General features: G+C 70.2%; 12 protein-coding genes. 9 read left to right on the top strand and 3 right to left on the bottom strand.

Going from position 1 to position 14,435, the window contains the following annotated elements; genetic code table 11:
- The first annotated feature begins 71 nt into the window (after positions 1 to 71).
- From OEB96_RS24065 to OEB96_RS24030, 8 genes are read left to right on the top strand one after another with little or no spacing between them, the layout of a single operon-like run.
- The gene (locus OEB96_RS24065) at positions 72 to 1,397 is read left to right on the top strand and encodes a PHB depolymerase family esterase (protein WP_266219053.1); all 1,326 of its coding nucleotides are present in this window, start codon (positions 72 to 74) and stop codon (positions 1,395 to 1,397) included.
- Between the two features lie 33 nt (positions 1,398 to 1,430).
- Positions 1,431 to 2,468 carry a glycosyltransferase family 2 protein gene (locus OEB96_RS24060; RefSeq protein ID WP_266219052.1) on the top strand — a complete coding sequence of 346 codons (1,038 nt, stop codon included), beginning with the start codon at positions 1,431 to 1,433 and terminating at the stop codon, positions 2,466 to 2,468.
- Positions 2,465 to 3,139 carry a class I SAM-dependent methyltransferase gene (locus OEB96_RS24055; protein WP_266219051.1) on the top strand — a complete coding sequence of 225 codons (675 nt, stop codon included), beginning with the start codon at positions 2,465 to 2,467 and terminating at the stop codon, positions 3,137 to 3,139. Before OEB96_RS24060 ends, OEB96_RS24055 begins: the two co-directional genes overlap by 4 nt.
- A complete protein-coding gene (locus tag OEB96_RS24050) occupies positions 3,132 to 5,825 on the top strand; it encodes a hypothetical protein (RefSeq protein WP_266219050.1) in 2,694 nt (897 codons plus the stop codon). Before OEB96_RS24055 ends, OEB96_RS24050 begins: the two co-directional genes overlap by 8 nt.
- Positions 5,822 to 6,754 carry a hypothetical protein gene (locus tag OEB96_RS24045; RefSeq protein ID WP_266219049.1) on the top strand — a complete coding sequence of 311 codons (933 nt, stop codon included), beginning with the start codon at positions 5,822 to 5,824 and terminating at the stop codon, positions 6,752 to 6,754. The genes OEB96_RS24050 and OEB96_RS24045 overlap by 4 nt, the downstream gene beginning before the upstream one ends.
- Positions 6,751 to 8,445, top strand: coding sequence for a hypothetical protein (locus OEB96_RS24040; protein WP_266219048.1), 1,695 nt, complete (start codon positions 6,751 to 6,753; stop codon positions 8,443 to 8,445). Before OEB96_RS24045 ends, OEB96_RS24040 begins: the two co-directional genes overlap by 4 nt.
- A 46-nt stretch (positions 8,446 to 8,491) precedes the next feature.
- On the top strand, positions 8,492 to 9,643 hold the full coding sequence (locus OEB96_RS24035) for an AAA family ATPase (RefSeq protein WP_266219047.1): 1,152 nt from the start codon (positions 8,492 to 8,494) through the stop codon (positions 9,641 to 9,643).
- Positions 9,624 to 10,247 (top strand): HNH endonuclease family protein, encoded by a 624-nt coding sequence (locus OEB96_RS24030; RefSeq protein WP_266219046.1) that lies wholly within the window; start codon positions 9,624 to 9,626, stop codon positions 10,245 to 10,247. Before OEB96_RS24035 ends, OEB96_RS24030 begins: the two co-directional genes overlap by 20 nt.
- A gap of 45 nt (positions 10,248 to 10,292) precedes the next feature.
- Here the strand turns inward: OEB96_RS24030 and OEB96_RS24025 are convergent, their stop codons facing one another.
- The 3 genes from OEB96_RS24025 to OEB96_RS24015 all read right to left on the bottom strand — a co-directional run bounded on the left by OEB96_RS24025 (position 10,293) and on the right by OEB96_RS24015 (position 13,962).
- Entirely contained in the window at positions 10,293 to 11,429 is a 1,137-nt protein-coding gene (locus OEB96_RS24025) for an NAD-dependent epimerase/dehydratase family protein (RefSeq protein WP_266219045.1), read from the bottom strand.
- Between the two features lie 132 nt (positions 11,430 to 11,561).
- Positions 11,562 to 12,707 carry an NAD(P)/FAD-dependent oxidoreductase gene (locus tag OEB96_RS24020; protein WP_266219044.1) on the bottom strand — a complete coding sequence of 382 codons (1,146 nt, stop codon included), beginning with the start codon at positions 12,705 to 12,707 and terminating at the stop codon, positions 11,562 to 11,564.
- Between the two features lie 160 nt (positions 12,708 to 12,867).
- Entirely contained in the window at positions 12,868 to 13,962 is a 1,095-nt protein-coding gene (locus OEB96_RS24015) for a prolipoprotein diacylglyceryl transferase (protein WP_266219043.1), read from the bottom strand.
- Positions 13,963 to 14,148: 186 nt separating this feature from the next.
- Here OEB96_RS24015 and OEB96_RS24010 point away from each other — a divergent pair, with 186 nt between their 5' ends.
- Positions 14,149 to 14,343, top strand: coding sequence for a hypothetical protein (locus tag OEB96_RS24010; RefSeq protein ID WP_266219042.1), 195 nt, complete (start codon positions 14,149 to 14,151; stop codon positions 14,341 to 14,343).
- Positions 14,344 to 14,435: the final 92 nt, after the last annotated feature.

The raw sequence follows: 14,435 nt of genomic DNA, 5'->3' as shown, positions 1-14,435 counted from the left end.
GGAGCGAGGGAGGAGGGCCAGGCTGGATTTATTGCTGCATTGCAGCATCGATGATGGCATGATTGGCGCCCATGAAGGCCGCTCGCTCCGCATCGCTGGTCTGGACGTTCTGCGCTGCAACATTCGGCGGGCTGCTCGGGGTCCCGAGCCACGCCCATGCCGCGTGGCAGACCCTCGACCTCGGCGGGCTCACCACCCACGTGTACACGCCCGCATCGCGCAGCCCCATCGGAGACGGGCGCGGGCTGATGCTGGTGCTCCACGGCTGCTCGCAGACGGCGACGACCCTGCGCGACCACGGCAACTTCGAGCCGGCGGCCGAGACCTTCGGGATGGTGATCGCAGTGCCGGCCGTGCCAGGAGGTGGGGTGCTGGCGGGGTGCTGGGACTACTACTACGGCGAGACCGATGCGGAGACGCTCTCGCTGATCACGGCAGCGCAGGAGCTGTCGATGGATCCCGCGCTCGGCATCGATCCGAACCAGGTGTACATGGCGGGATTCTCGTCGGGCGGCGGCGAGACGCTGGTGACCGGCTGCACGGCCCCGGACATCTTCGCGGGGGTGGCCGTGATCGCCGGGCCGTCGCTGGGCACCAGCGCGGTCGACGTGTTCGCGGTGCCGGCGGGGCTCGATGCGCCGACGCTGGCGCAGCACTGCTCCATGCTGGCCGGGCCAGCAGTGACGTCGTTCTCGACGCACCTGGCGATCACCATGGCCGACACCTCGGACTTCTCGGTGGCTCAGGGCTATGCGCCGCTCAACGCCGAGATGTTCGCGCAGCTCTACACCGATGAGGGCGCCACGTTGCGCTCGTCGCTCGACGACCTCTCCGACGAGGAGGGCTCGATGCCCAGCGGCGTCGCGTTCCTCGAGTCCGATGCCGACGGGCCCCGGCTCTCGCGCCTGCAGACGTCGGGCATCGGCCACAACTGGCCGGCGGGCTCGGGGCTGGACCCGGGCGGCTTCTCGTTCGTCGAGGGCGAGGGGATCGACTTCACCTACTACGCAGCGCGGTTCTTCACCGACAACAACCGTCGCGTGCCGGACGAGCCCGAAGGCACGGGCACCGACGGGGGCGACTCGAGCGGAGGCGAGACCGACAGCGAGGACACGACGGGCGCGGGGCTCGATGACACGGGACCGGGCGCGAGCACCAGCGGGGGCTCGAGCGACCCGGTGGGTGGAAGCAGCGGAGAGGGTGGCTCTGGCCCGCAGGCCACCTCCAGCGCGAGTTCCTCGGGCGACGGCGGCGGAACCGGCAACCCCGATCAGGGCGCTTCGGGGTGCCAGTGCGGGCTGGGCTCGCCATCGGGACCGGGCTCTCCGCTCGCGGGATGGCTGGGCCTCGGCCTGGGCCTCGGCGTCTTCCGGCGACGGCGGCCGGTGCTGCGGTGAGCGCGGGCCGGCGTGGTACAACGCGGGCTGCGGGTGAAGCTGATCATCCAGATCCCCTGTCTCGACGAGCGTGAGCAGCTCGGCACCACGTTCGCCGATCTGCCGCGGCAGGTGCCGGGAATCGACGAGATCGAGGTGCTCGTCGTCGACGACGGCAGCAGCGACGGCACGGCCGAGCTCGCGCGCGAGCTCGGGGTGCACCACATCATCCGCTTCCCCCGCAACCGCGGGCTCTCTGCGGCCTACGCGGCCGGGATCGACGCGTGCCTGCGCCTCGGGGCCGACGTGGTGGTCAACACCGACGCCGACAACCAATATCCGGGCAAGGACATCGCACGGCTGTGCGAGCCGATCCTGGCCGGGCGCGCCGAGGTCGTGGTGGGCGACCGCCGGACCGACACCATCGAGCACTTCTCGCTGCTCAAGCGGGTGCTGCAGCGCTGGGGCTCACGGGTGGTGCGACGTGCGTCGGGCACCGAGGTGGCCGATTCGACCAGCGGCTTTCGAGCGTTGAGCCGTCGGGCCGCGGCCACGCTGTTCGTGCACAACCGCTTCAGCTACACGCTCGAGACCATCATCCAGGCCGGGCAGGCGGGGCTGGTGCTCGAGAACGTGCCGATCGAGACCAACCCGCAGACCCGCAAGTCTCGGCTGTTTCGCTCGATCCCCGAGTACCTGCGCCGCAACGGCGCGGTGATCGTGCGGGCCTACAACATGTACTGGCCGGTGCAGACGTTCGGCTTCGTGGCCGCGGTGCTCTTGCTGGTGGGCCTGTTGCTCGGAGGCCGCTTCTTCTACTTCTACGTGCAGGACCCGAGCTACAGCGGGCACGTGCAATCGCTCCTGGTCGGGGTGGGGGCGGTGGTGCTGGCGTTCCTGGTGGGGCTCATCGCACTGCTCGGGGATCTCATGGCCACCAACCGCCGGCTGCTCGAGGATCTGTTGACCCGAGTGCGACGCCTCGACGCGGCGCTGGCGGCCGGCACCGAGCACGTGGAGGGCGTGGAGAGCACGGGTGCGGCTGCTTGGCGATCGTCGTCGGCGGCCCCCGAGACCGAGGCTCCGTCATGAGCCGCTCGACTGGTGATGGCGTCGACGCGGGGAACGTGGTCGGCAACGTCTACGACAAGTACGGCACGCGCAATCCGATCGCCCGCCGCTTGATGCGGGGCTTCCTCGACGCGGTGACCGAGCTCTACGGCGTGGCCGCACCGCGCTCGGTGCTCGAGGTGGGCTGCGGCGAGGGCGAGCTGGCCGCCCACCTGTGGCGGCAAGGGCCGAGGCCCGAGCGCTTCGAACTCTGCGACGTGGACCTCGAGCGCCTGCGTCCTGATCTTCCGCCCGAGCTGGCTGCGCGACCGGCCTCGATCTACGAGCTGCCCTGGCCCGACCACGCGTTCGACCTGGTCGTGTGCTGCGAGGTGCTCGAGCACCTGCACGACCCGGCCCGGGGTCTGCGCGAGCTGGCCCGGGTGGCGCGGCGGCACGTACTGCTCTCGACCCCGTGGGAGCCGGTGTGGCGCGTGCTCAACGTGGCCCGGGGCCGCTATCTCTCGGCGTGGGGCAACACCCCCGGTCACGTGCAGCACTTCGACCGCTCATCGCTGACTGCCCTGGCCCGCACCGAGCTGCGCCTAGTGGATCAGCGCACGCCGCTGCCGTGGACGATCTTGCTGGGCACGCCGCGGCGCGCGGACGCGTTCGAAGGCGACGCATCCGAGGGCGGGCCCGACCATGGCTGAAGACGGTGGGTCCGACCCGCTCCCGCGGCTCGACGGCGCTCGCCTTCGGGCGGCGCAGCGCTGGCTTCGCTGGGCTCCGCTGCTGCTGGTCACCGGCTTCTCGCTGTGGCTGCTGTGGCCGATGCCGCTGGGGCGCATGCCGCTGTCGGCCGACCACACGGTGCACCTGACCCGCATCTGGATGTACGCGGAGCAGCTGGCCTCGGGGCAGCTTCGCGGCTGGGACACGACGTGGTTCTTCGGCACGCCAGTGGGCGAGCTCTATCCGGTGCTCGGCGATCTGCTGATCGTGGCGATCCGAGCGCTGTCGCTGGGGGCGCTGTCGTGGCCGCAGGCCTACGCCCTGGGCATCACCGTGGTGTTCACCACCCAGGGCTGGGCGATGCTGCGAGTGGGGCGAGCGCTGGGGCTGGGGCCGCTGCCGGGCCTGGTGGCGGCGCTGCTGGTGCTGGCCGACGTGGGGGCCTATCGCGAGGGCGGATGGATCTACACCATCACCTATGGCGTGTGGCCGCAGGCGCTGGCCACCGCGCTCACGTGGCTCTCGCTGGCCGAGCTGTGCGTGGCGTGCGAGACCGACGACTCCACCGTCCGCCGCACGCGGCTCGCCACCGGCGCCCTGGCCATGGGGGCCGCGTTGCTCGCCCACCCGATGGCGATGACGACGATCGCGCTGGGCGGTCCGCTGCTGGTGCTGGTGCTGGGTCTGCGCTCGCGCGCCGCGCTGGCCCGCACGGCGACCGTGGCCGCGCTGGGTGCCGTGCTCGGGGTGGCGATGGCGGCGTGGTGGCTGTGGCCGATGCTCGAGCACCGCGCCTGGATGGCCAGCTACGGGTGGATGTGGCTGCCGCTCGATCGCATGGCCGCGATGGCCGGCAAGGGACAGTGGACACAGGTGATGCCCACCGCGGTGGGCATGGTGGTGAGCGTGGGGCTGGTGCTCGTGGCCGTGCTGGGCTCACGACCCGCGCGTTTCATGGCCGCGCTCGCGCTGCTGCAGTGGCTTCTGGCCAGCCGCGACGTGCTGTGGGCGCTGCGTCTCGATCGGCTGAGCGAGGGCTTCACCCACCTGCAGTACCAGCGCTTCCTCATCGCGGCCAAGCCGGGGCTGCTGCTCGCGGCGGGCGCGGGCCTGGCCCTGCTGACGCGCGGCGCGTGGGAGGCGTGGCGTCGGCTGCCGAGGCGGTGGGCACGGCCCACGGCCGCGGCCCCGCTGGTGGTGATGCTGGGGCTGTGCGCGTGGATGTTCGTGGAGCAGCGCGCCGCCATGCGCGAGCACCAGGTCGGGCAGATCCAGCGGGTGCGTCTGCCGGACCAGCCCGAGTTCGACGACGACTACGCCGCGCTGATCGAGTGGATGCGCGAGCGCGCGGTGGCCGACGCGGAGGCCGGCACTCCTCCCTACCGCGCCACCGTGGTGGCCAGCCGCAACCTGCACTGGTTCATGGATGCGCCGGCCCTGACCGGGATGCGGCTCTACAAGCAAGGGTTCACGCCCGGCGACAACTTCGTGCACAAGCCCGAGGCGAGCACGGACCACTTGCTGGACCGCCTTCGCGTGCGCTACGTGATCACCACCGATCGCCGACGCCAGCGCGGTGCGGTGGAGGTGGCGAGCTTCGGGCGGATCCGAGTGCTCGAGCGCGAGGGCTGGGCCGAGCAGCCGATCGCCTGGCTCGAGGGTCCCGGAGCGCTGTCCGTGCTCGAGGAGGACGTCGACGGTGGCGTGGTGCGAGTCCGAGTCTCGGGAGCGGGCGAGGGTACGCGGGTGACGTTCGCGGTGGCCGGCTTCCCGCGCTGGACGCTCGAGCAAGGCGGCCAGGAGATCGCGTGGGAGGAGGCCCCGGTGCTCGGAGACGGGCCCGGCGTGACCCCGCAGGAGCGGCGCAGCGGTGCCCTGCGCGGCGGCAAGGCGCGCGGCGACGACGGCACCGAGCCCACCTTGATTGCGGCCGACGTGGGTGATGGCGAGCTGGTGCTGCGCCATCACCCGCGCCGAGCATCCGATGTGCTGGCAGGGGTGCTGTCGCTCTCGGCCCTGGCGCTCGGCGGGGTGCTGCTGTGGCGTCCCCGTCGGTGGACCATCCCCACCGAGCGCCTCGATGCGCTGGTGAGCCGGATCTCGCGGTGGGTGCGACCGTGGCTGCTGGGAGGGCTGGTGCTGGTGCTCGCGCTGGCGGCGGGACTACGCGAGCGAAGCGGTGCGGCCGCGGAGCGAGGCCAGGCGTTCGGATGGGCCAACGATGGTCGCGCTCGGCTCGGCCGCCACGCGCGGGCCGGGCTGCTCAAGACCGACATGCTCATTCGGCCCGCGGTGCTGGTGGACCCGCGACGCAACGGCACTGCGGAGCTCGTGTTCCCGGGCGTGACGCTGGGCGGGGCCCTCACCGGCTGGATCGCGCTCGACGACGACGCGACCATGATGAAGGCGCGTGGCAACCATCGGGTCCACATCGAAGCGATCGGTGCCGATGGGGTACACACCTCGCTGGGCACGATTCGGCTGCCCCACCGCCCGGGCCGACGCATGCTCGAGCTCGATGCCTCGGCGCTGTCCGGGCAGCGGGTGGATCTGCTCGTGACGGTGGAGTCCGACGGAGAGTCGCCGCCTGCGCTGGGCTTCGACCTCGACCTCGACCTCGAGCACGGCGGCGAGGGAAGCACCGTGGAAGGGGGTCCGTCGTGAGCCCGAGCCCCGAGTCGAGCGCGCTGCTCTCGCGTCGGGTGGCGCGAGCGCTGCTGGGCGGCGTGCTCGCGGTGGCGCTGGTGGAGGCGATCGCCAGCACGGTGGTGTATCGGCCCGCCTTGCAGCCGCAGGACTGGGAGGCGGCCGCCGCGGCCGTGGAGGCGCTGCCCCCCGACGAACCGGTGTGGCTGGGCACGCCGTGGCTGGGGCCGCGGGCTCGACTCCACGCATCACGGCTGGCTCGGTGGGACGCGGTGGCGCCGGCCGACCTTCGAGGAGCACCGCGCTTCCACGTGCTGGGGCTGACGGGCGATCGATGGGCGCCGACGCTGGAGGCCGATCGCGAGGATCTGCCGCCACCAACGCTCGTGGGCACCGAGTCGCTGGGGAGCCTGGAGCTCTACACGTACGAGCTGCCCGAGGCCGGCACACGGCTGGGCGGATTCGTGGAGGATGCCGCCGAGCTTCGGGTGGAGCTGGCCGGAAGTGCGTGCCGAGGCAGCGGTCGCAGCTGGAAGTGTGCCGACGGGCGGGTGGAGCTGGGCGTGGTGGAGGTCGACCACCGCCCACGACGCTGCTTGAAGCTCGAGCTGCCCGACGGTGCGACGGTGCGGCTGCGCCATCCCGGGATGACCACCGGCAACGTGCTGCGCGGGCACGTGGGCGTGCACGACTTCAACGCTCGCCTGCGCAGCGACGCCCCCGTGCGGGTGCGGGTGGTGGTGGATGGCCAGCGCGTGGCGCAGTGGCTGGTCACCGACTCGCAAGGGTGGTGGCCGTTCGCCGTGCACACCGAGCCTGGCGTTCACGACGTGGAGCTCGAGCTGAGCGCGGCGGTGCGAGGCACGTGGCAGCGCTCGGGCTACGAGGCCGGTCAGGCGCATGCGCCCTGCGTGGAGCTGCGGGCGCTGCAGGAGGCGGGCACGTGAGCCGCCGACCACCGACCGCATGGTTGCTGGGGGTTGCCCTCGGTCTACTCACGGTGGTGCTCCTCGCCCGCGGCCACCGCGACGTGGGCTACGCCCGCGACGAGGGGGTGTACTTCGAGGCCAGCCGTCACTACGCCGCCTGGGTGGCCGAGGTGGCCAAGGAGCCGGGGCGCCTCTCGGATCGCAAGCTTCGCGATCGGCACTTCGCGATCAACCACGAGCATCCGGTGCTGATGAAGACCCTGGCCGGGCTCGCCGCGAGGGCCCTGGCTGCGCCTGCGGTCGATCCTCGTGCGAAGGCCCCGGCCTCGGCGGGCGGCATGCCCGAGGGCGCAGCCATGCGCTTGCCCGCGCAGATCATCGCGGGCCTCGGCGTGTCGCTGTTGTTCTTCGCGGGCTGGGCATGGGGTGGAATCGGTGCGGGGCTGCTGGCCGCGGGCTGGTTCATCCTGCTGCCGCGGGTCGCCTTCAACGCCGGGCTGCACGCCTTCGACGTCCCCGTGGCCGTGGCCTCGCTCGGGGTGGTGTTGGCCTACCGTGCGAGCGCGAGCCGTCGGGCGTGGGGGATCGCGGTGGGGCCATTGCTGGGGATCGCGATCGCGGTCAAGCACAACGCGTTGTTCCTCGGGCCCCTGCTCGCGCTGCACTACTACGCGTGCCTGATGTGGGGGCGCTGGCGTCACGGCCGGACGATCACCCGGGCACAGTGGGTGCCGCTGCCGTTGGTGAGCATGGCCGTGCTCGCGCCGCTGGTGGCGTGGGCGCTGTGGCCATGGATGTGGAGCGACACCACGGCCCGGCTGCTCGAGTACCTCGAGTTCCACCGCAACCACTCCTGGTACAACATGGAGCTGCTCGGGCGGAACTACAACCAGCCGCCCATGCCGATCTCCTATGCGGTGATCATGACCTGGGCCACCGTGCCCACGACGCTGTTGCTACTGGCCGGGATCGGTCTGGGGCTCGGCGTGCGCCGCGAGCTGCGAGCGCCGGCCGCCGAATCGGCCGATCCACCGCGCTTCGCCGCCCCCTTGCCAAGCGGATGGTCGCGGCTCGACCCGCTGCTCCTGGGCATGCTGGGGCTGTTTCCGATCGCACTGATCAGTCTGCCCAGCACGCCGATCTTCGGGGGGACCAAGCACTGGATCACCGCGTATCCGTTCCTGGCGCTGGCGGCCGCAGTGGCGTGGAGGGAGCTGTGGCAGGCGGTCGAGGTGCCCAAGCAGCATCGTCGCTGGCTCGCGCCGCTGGGGCTGGCGCTGTGCCTGGGGCCGGCGGCGGCGGCCACCGCCGATGGTCACCCCTACAACCTCTCGCAGTATGCCCCGCTCGCCGGAGGGCCTCGCGGCGCGGCCGACCTCGGGCTCAACCGCGGCTTTTGGGGCCACGCGGTGCACGAGCTATGGCCCACACTCGAGCAGACGCCGGGGCCGATCCACCTTCACGACATGCACGAGCTGGCGCGCAAGCAGTACGAGCGCGAGGGCCGGTGGCCAGGGCAGCTCCAGCCCACGTCGGTCCGACGCGCACGCTCGGGGCTGATGTTCTACGAGCTGCACATGACCACGGACGAGGTGGCGCTATGGGAGCAACTGGGCACCACGGTACCGCTGCAAGTGCTCAGCCTCGATGACGTGCCGCTGACGAGCCTGTACGTGGAGCCGGCCGATCCAGCCGGTCGTGGTGGCTGATGGTGATTGCGTACGAGGTCCCGCCGCGTCGTATACTCCACGCGCCATGCCTCTGGAGCGGCTGCAGCTGACCAATTTCCGCGGGTTCGAGAGCCTCGACCTCTCGTTCGAGCCCGACCTGACGGTGTTGGTGGGGGTCAATGGATGCGGAAAGACGAGCGTGCTCGACGTGCTGGCGATCGGCTTCGGGTTGCGAACGAGTAAACCCCAGGACGTCCGTACCAATGCCGACAAGGCAACCATCATGATGCAGGTGGATGGCATCGACCATGGGATCAGAATCCCGGGGCCAGCTCTACACCACCCATCGGACCTACCGGAGACCTTGGCCCTCTTCTACACGGTCAACCGTGCGGTCACGGACCAAACGCCGGGAACGACTCGCCCTCGGGCTTGGGGCAAAGAGGATGCCCGCATGAAGGGCGGCTCCGATCCCTATTCGGAGCTCTTCAGCTGGATTCGCGAAGCGGAGGACGCGGAGAACGAGAAGGTACGCTTCGAAAAGGGATCCGAGGACCCGCAACTCCGTGCAGTTCGACATGCAGTCAAACGATTGATGCCTGGTCATACCAACCTTCGCGTTCGTCGCCGGGGTGCGATGGGCGACTCGCGGCCCAGGCTCACGATAGAGAAGGATGGAGAAGCCCTGCTCTTCGATTCGCTCAGTGAAGGCGAACGCACGCTCATCGCCATGATCGCCGACATCGCCCGTCGGCTGGCGATCTACTATCCGGAAGCCGACGATCCGCTCGTGCAGCCCTGCCTGCTCGTCATCGACGAGTTCGAGCAGCACCTCCACCCTCAGTGGCAACGCGAGTTCCCACTCCGCCTGCGCGAAGTCTTCCCCGGCGCTCAGATGATCCTCACGACGCACTCGCCGATCGTCGTCAGCGAGCTGCTGCCGCAACACCTCCGTGCCATCAAGGACTTCCGTCTGCTCGAGGGAGCCCACCGCGAGGGGCAGGACGTCAACGAGATTCTCGAGGCCCTGTTCGGCACGCCTTCACGCAATGTCCGGACCCAGAAGCTCATCGCCGCCATCCACGAGGCCATCGACGAGGACCGACTCGATGATGCCGCGACCAAGCTCGAGGCCCTCGCCGCTCAGCTCGGCAGCGACGATCCCGAGGTGGTACGCCTCACGACCATCCACCGCATGCTCGGAGCGATCGACGACGATGCGGTTTCACAAGGGTAGGGAGCCCACCAGCCTCCGACGCTGGCGGACGAACAACCTCCACGAGGACTCCTGGGAGGCGCTCGACGTCGCCGTAAAGGTCAAGCTGCGCGATGACCTCTCTCGCGACCAACACGGTGTGTGCTGCTATTGCTACGGCCCCACCGACGTCGCTCCTCGCATCGAGCACATCCAGGCGCGGACCAACGACAACATCTTCGCATGGGACAACCTCGCCTTGGCGTGCAGCGGCGCCGAAGGGCAGCCCGCCTCCGAGCATCACTGTGACAAGCGCAAGGGCAACCGCCCCCTGCGAGTCGTGCATCCGTACTCGAACCCCGTGATCAACCTGGTGCGGGTGAGCATGGCCGGTCACCTCAAGGGGCACGCAGACGACGATGCGCTCCGCGAGGACATCGACCACACGCTGAACCTCAACGGGCGGCGCCCCATGCAGGCACGCCAGAAGGCGCTCTTGGCTGCGCTCGCCGAGCTTCCCAAGGATCGCAAGTGGACGATCCGCCGAATCGCAGGCCTGCTCGCGAGGATGCGCAGCGACAGGGCACCGATCCCCTACTGCGCGTGGGTCGAGCAATGGCTCGAAGCCAAGCTCGCCTCACGTTGATCCAGTCGCCCCGACCACAGCCTCCATGCGGGACCGTCCCCCGCTTCACTGCGCAGCGTCGTTCGTCCCCTGGCCAGCCCCCTCGCCAAGCGGCGCGTTGGCGGCCTCGGCGTGGTGCTCCAGCACGTGATCGCGCACCTCCGGCGGCAGCTTGCCCTGGCGGCCGAAGAACACGAACGCATCCCGCACCGCGTCGCGGATCGTCCCCGGGCGATAGCCCAGCTCGCGCTGCGCCTTGCTGGTGTCGGCATGCCGCCGCATCCGCAGCACCCCGATCGCTCCCGGGGTGAGCCGCTGCGGCAGGCTGGGGAACACCTTCGCCAGCGAGCCCGCGTAGATCCCGGTGATCCCTGCCATCAGCGAGGGCGGCACCTGCAGCCGCACGGGAGGCAAGCCCGTGATCTCGGCGAACATGTCGACCAGATCCTCGAGCGTGTGGAAGTGGGTGCTGCAGATGTACTTGTGCCCGCGCCGACCGTTCTCCATGGCCAGCAGGTGCCCCGCCGCGATGTCTCGCCCGTTGACGAAGTCGAAGCCTCCGGGGATGAACGCCCGCAGCTTCCCGCTGGCGTAGTCGATCATCGTCCGCCCCATGCGCGAGGGAAAGTAGTCCCACGCCCCGATGCACGAGCACGACGTGACGATCACCGCATCGAGCCCATCGACCACGCACTTGAGCAGCTCGTGCTCGGCCAGCGCCTTGGTGTACGAGTACGGCATCACGTGGCCGAACGGATAGAACGGCAGGTCCTCATGGCTGGGCTTTTGGGGGTCGTCGAGATCGTAGCCGGTCGACGAGAACGAGCCGGTCAGCACGGCCCGCGCCACTCCGTTCTCCAGGCTGGCCCGGAGCACGTTGCGGGTCCCGAGCACGTTGATCTCGTAGAGCTCGCGCTGCTCACCGGCGCTGGCGCTGAGCGTGCTGACCTTCGCGGCGACATGGAACACCCGCGTGCACCCGGCGGTGGCGCTGCGCATGGCGTCGTAGTCGCGGATGTCCCCCTCCACCGTCTCGACCGGCAGCCCATCGAAGGCGCCGAAATCGGAGGCGCCCGGCTGTACCAGGCAGCGCACGTCCTGCCCCTCGGCCACCAGCGCGTGCACGATGTTGGCCCCCACGTGGCCGGTGCCGCCCGTCACGAAGACCTTGCCCTGGGGAATGCTCGTCTCGGTGGATGCCATGGCGTACCGGGCGGCCCTATCACCCCCGGACCGACCATGTCCACGGCTCGATCCCCGCGCCGCCGCGATCGGTCCCGATGCGCGTTCGGGCCCGTGATCTCGGCGACGCCAGTGTGAGCCCAGTCAGCACGCTCAGCGCGCCCGTGACTCGCCCACGAGCCAGGCCGCGTGCTCCGACAGCCACTGCGGGTCGAACACCCCAGCCGCCAGCGTGCGTGCACGTCCCGAGCGCATCAGCCGGTGGAGCGCCTCTCCGGCCCAGAACCTGGGCAGCATGTGCCGGGCCACGCTCGAGCGGTAGCGAGCCCTCCGGATCGCCGACAGGCCCGTACGGGGGTCGAAGCCCAGGACGTGCTGGGCGGCCAGCATGCCGCTTTGCAGGGCGAAGCCGATGCCCTCGACCGTGCCGGGACACACCAGGCGCGCCGCCTCGCCACACCACACCGCCCGCGGCTCGGCGATGGCTCGCCCGACCCTGGTCGTCACCGTGGCCGGATGCCCCATCCACTTGCCGATGGGCTCGGCGTGGGTCAGCGCCGCGCCGAAGTACTCGTCGAGCAGCTCGCGGAACAGCACCCGCAGGCGCTTGGCGTGGGCACCATCGTCGGGGATGGTCAGGCCGATGTTCACCACGCCACGCGGCTCGGGAAATGCCCACGCGTAGTAGCCCTCGAGCCTCGCGTCCCAGATCATCACGCCTTCATCGGGTGCGGGCAGCCGCACGCCCCTCCACCAGCCCATGATCGTGCGGATGCCTCGGCGCGGCGTCGGGTCGACCTCGAAGCGGGACGGCGAGCCGTTGGCACAGATCACCAGGTCGGCCTCGATCTCCCCCTGCGAGGTCCCGACCCCACAGGCCTGCCCTGCCCCGTCGCGCAGCAGCGCGGTGACCTTCGTGCCCTCGCGCAGCTCGGCCCCCGCCGTGCGGGCCGCTCGGACGATTGCGTGATCGAGCACGACCCGCGGCACCACCCATGCTCCCTTGGCGCCGCGCAGGTGCACCTGCCTGCCCGAAGGCCCGCGCGCCGTGATCCCGGCCATGTGCAGGTGCTCGGGAGCGAGCATGCCTCGCAGCTCGAGTTGCTCGAGCACCCGCAGTGCATGCGGAGACAGGCCGCTGCCGCACACCTTCACCCGCGGGTATCTCGACTTGTCGACGAGCACCACCTCGGCCCGCCGGGATCGAGCGAGCACCAGCGAGCAGGCGCCGCCGGCCGGACCCGCGCCCACCACCACGATCTTCGCACGGCGCACCTCCACGGTGTTGACCGTGACCATCCCCCTGCAACCCGACGGCAACGCCGCCACGCCGCGCTGGCGCCGAAGGCCGACGATCGACGTACGGGCGCGGCGAGCCCGGCCGATTCCCGAATGCACGAAGGCCGCGAGGTGTCCCCTCGCGGCCTCGTCTCGAAGACACGCTCGGCCTCGGGCCCGGCTAGTCCTCGATTTCCTCGCCGCGCGCCTTGGCCTCCATGCGGGAGGCAGCGCCCATCGACAGCTCGTCGACGTTGGGGCTCATGCCGCCCGAGGGGCTGCTGATCCACGAGCCGACCTTCTTGTAGTGCACGCCGTAGGCAAACCCGAACACCAGGCCGTAGAGGCAGATCCACGGGAAGATCGAGCCATTGAACAGCACGTGCACGTAGCGAATGCTCATGTCGGCGCTGCTGGTCACGCTGTGGAGGCCGCCGTAGACCAAGGCCGCCACGCCACCCAGGATCATCAGCGCGGCGTACAGGTTGGTGTGGGTGAGCTTGCCCCACAGCCGGCCGCGGTCGTCCTGGCGGAAGTACTCCAGGCTGTAGCGGATGATCGAGTGGGCGATGAGGTAGATGCCGGTGAGCGCCCCGTCGAACGGCATGTAGGGCAGCAGCGCGTAGAACACCGCGAACATGCCCAGGTAGACCACCAGCGCGTAGAGCTGCGCCGGGTGGATCTTGACGTTCTCGAGGTGGGGAGCGCAGCGCACCACCTTGGAATCCTTGCTGGTGTAGCGCACGCCGAAGCGGCTGCCGAACGCGCTGCGGGTGGGGCGACCCCAGCAGCAGCCGTACACGAAGCAGCCCAGCCGGGCGATGGCCTCACCCAGGGGCATTGCGAAGGCCGGGGCGTCGAGCACCCGCAAGAACGGCACCCCGCTCAGGTAGCTCACCGCCAAGAGGCCCACCGTACCGCCCGCGATGCCGCCGTGCAGCATGTAGCCGGGCTTGATGAGGGTGGCCAGCGGACGACGGAACAGCTCGCGCCACTCGAGCATCACGCTGAAGGCCCGCAGACCCACGAGCACGGCCGGCACCGCCAAGAAGAGGTAGAGCTTGGCCATGTACACCACGTCCATGCCGTGCATGGCGTCGAACCACAGCGACACGGCGAAGCCGGTCGCGAACGCAGCTCCGGCCAGGAACGCGTAGGTGGTGAACAACCAGTTGCCCAGGCGAAAGAGGACGGTGCGGTTGTGGAAGTCGAGGATCCAGGTCGAGATGAAGCCGCGCCGCGGAGCGGCTTCGTGCTGTGTCGTCGTCGTCGGCATGTGCGCGTTTCGGTCCCGGGGGGGACCTTAGACGATGACGGTGCTCGGAGGCCAATGGGCCGCGTAAAATCGCTGTGACACCGCCCACGCGGCACGGTGTTTGCCTAGGTCAGGCGCGGGGTGGTACTTTGATTCGATTTGTCGGAGCCCAAGCCAGCGGTGGTGCCCGCGCAAGCGACTGCGCACATGCGTGCGCATCTGCATGCGCATTCGCATCACGATCATGGCCACCACCACGGTCACGACCATGACCACGAAGGGGCAACGGGCGACGACGAGGGCTCATCGACCGGCTTCTTGCCCATGGGGCTCGCCGTCGGATTGTTCGTGACCGGGCTGTTCGTGCTGGGGCTCATTCCCGGCGTGACCTGCGGCCAATGAGCGCCCCATCGCCGGGCCCGGTGGCATGGGCCACGCGAGCGAGCGGCACGGACGATGCCGGTCACCCGCATCACGCGTGATCTCCACGCAGG

The organism is Paraliomyxa miuraensis, assembly GCF_026337845.1.
Taxonomy (GTDB): domain Bacteria; phylum Myxococcota_A; class Polyangia; order Nannocystales; family Nannocystaceae; genus Paraliomyxa; species Paraliomyxa miuraensis.
Note: the sequence above shows the minus strand (reverse complement) of the source record. Positions and strands in the feature narration are given on the sequence as shown.

Bases quoted from the DNA above. Each gene is read 5' to 3' on its own strand.
- OEB96_RS24010 (WP_266219042.1), top strand. From the start codon at position 14,149: ATGCGTGCGCATCTGCATGCGCATTCGCATCACGATCATGGCCACCAC.
- OEB96_RS24050 (WP_266219050.1), top strand. From the start codon at position 3,132: ATGGCTGAAGACGGTGGGTCCGACCCGCTCCCGCGGCTCGACGGCGCT.
- OEB96_RS24020 (WP_266219044.1), bottom strand. From the start codon at position 12,707: ATGGTCACGGTCAACACCGTGGAGGTGCGCCGTGCGAAGATCGTGGTG.
- OEB96_RS24025 (WP_266219045.1), bottom strand. From the start codon at position 11,429: ATGGCATCCACCGAGACGAGCATTCCCCAGGGCAAGGTCTTCGTGACG.
- OEB96_RS24015 (WP_266219043.1), bottom strand. From the start codon at position 13,962: ATGCCGACGACGACGACACAGCACGAAGCCGCTCCGCGGCGCGGCTTC.
- OEB96_RS24035 (WP_266219047.1), top strand. From the start codon at position 8,492: ATGCCTCTGGAGCGGCTGCAGCTGACCAATTTCCGCGGGTTCGAGAGC.
- OEB96_RS24065 (WP_266219053.1), top strand. From the start codon at position 72: ATGAAGGCCGCTCGCTCCGCATCGCTGGTCTGGACGTTCTGCGCTGCA.
- OEB96_RS24055 (WP_266219051.1), top strand. From the start codon at position 2,465: ATGAGCCGCTCGACTGGTGATGGCGTCGACGCGGGGAACGTGGTCGGC.
- OEB96_RS24030 (WP_266219046.1), top strand. From the start codon at position 9,624: ATGCGGTTTCACAAGGGTAGGGAGCCCACCAGCCTCCGACGCTGGCGG.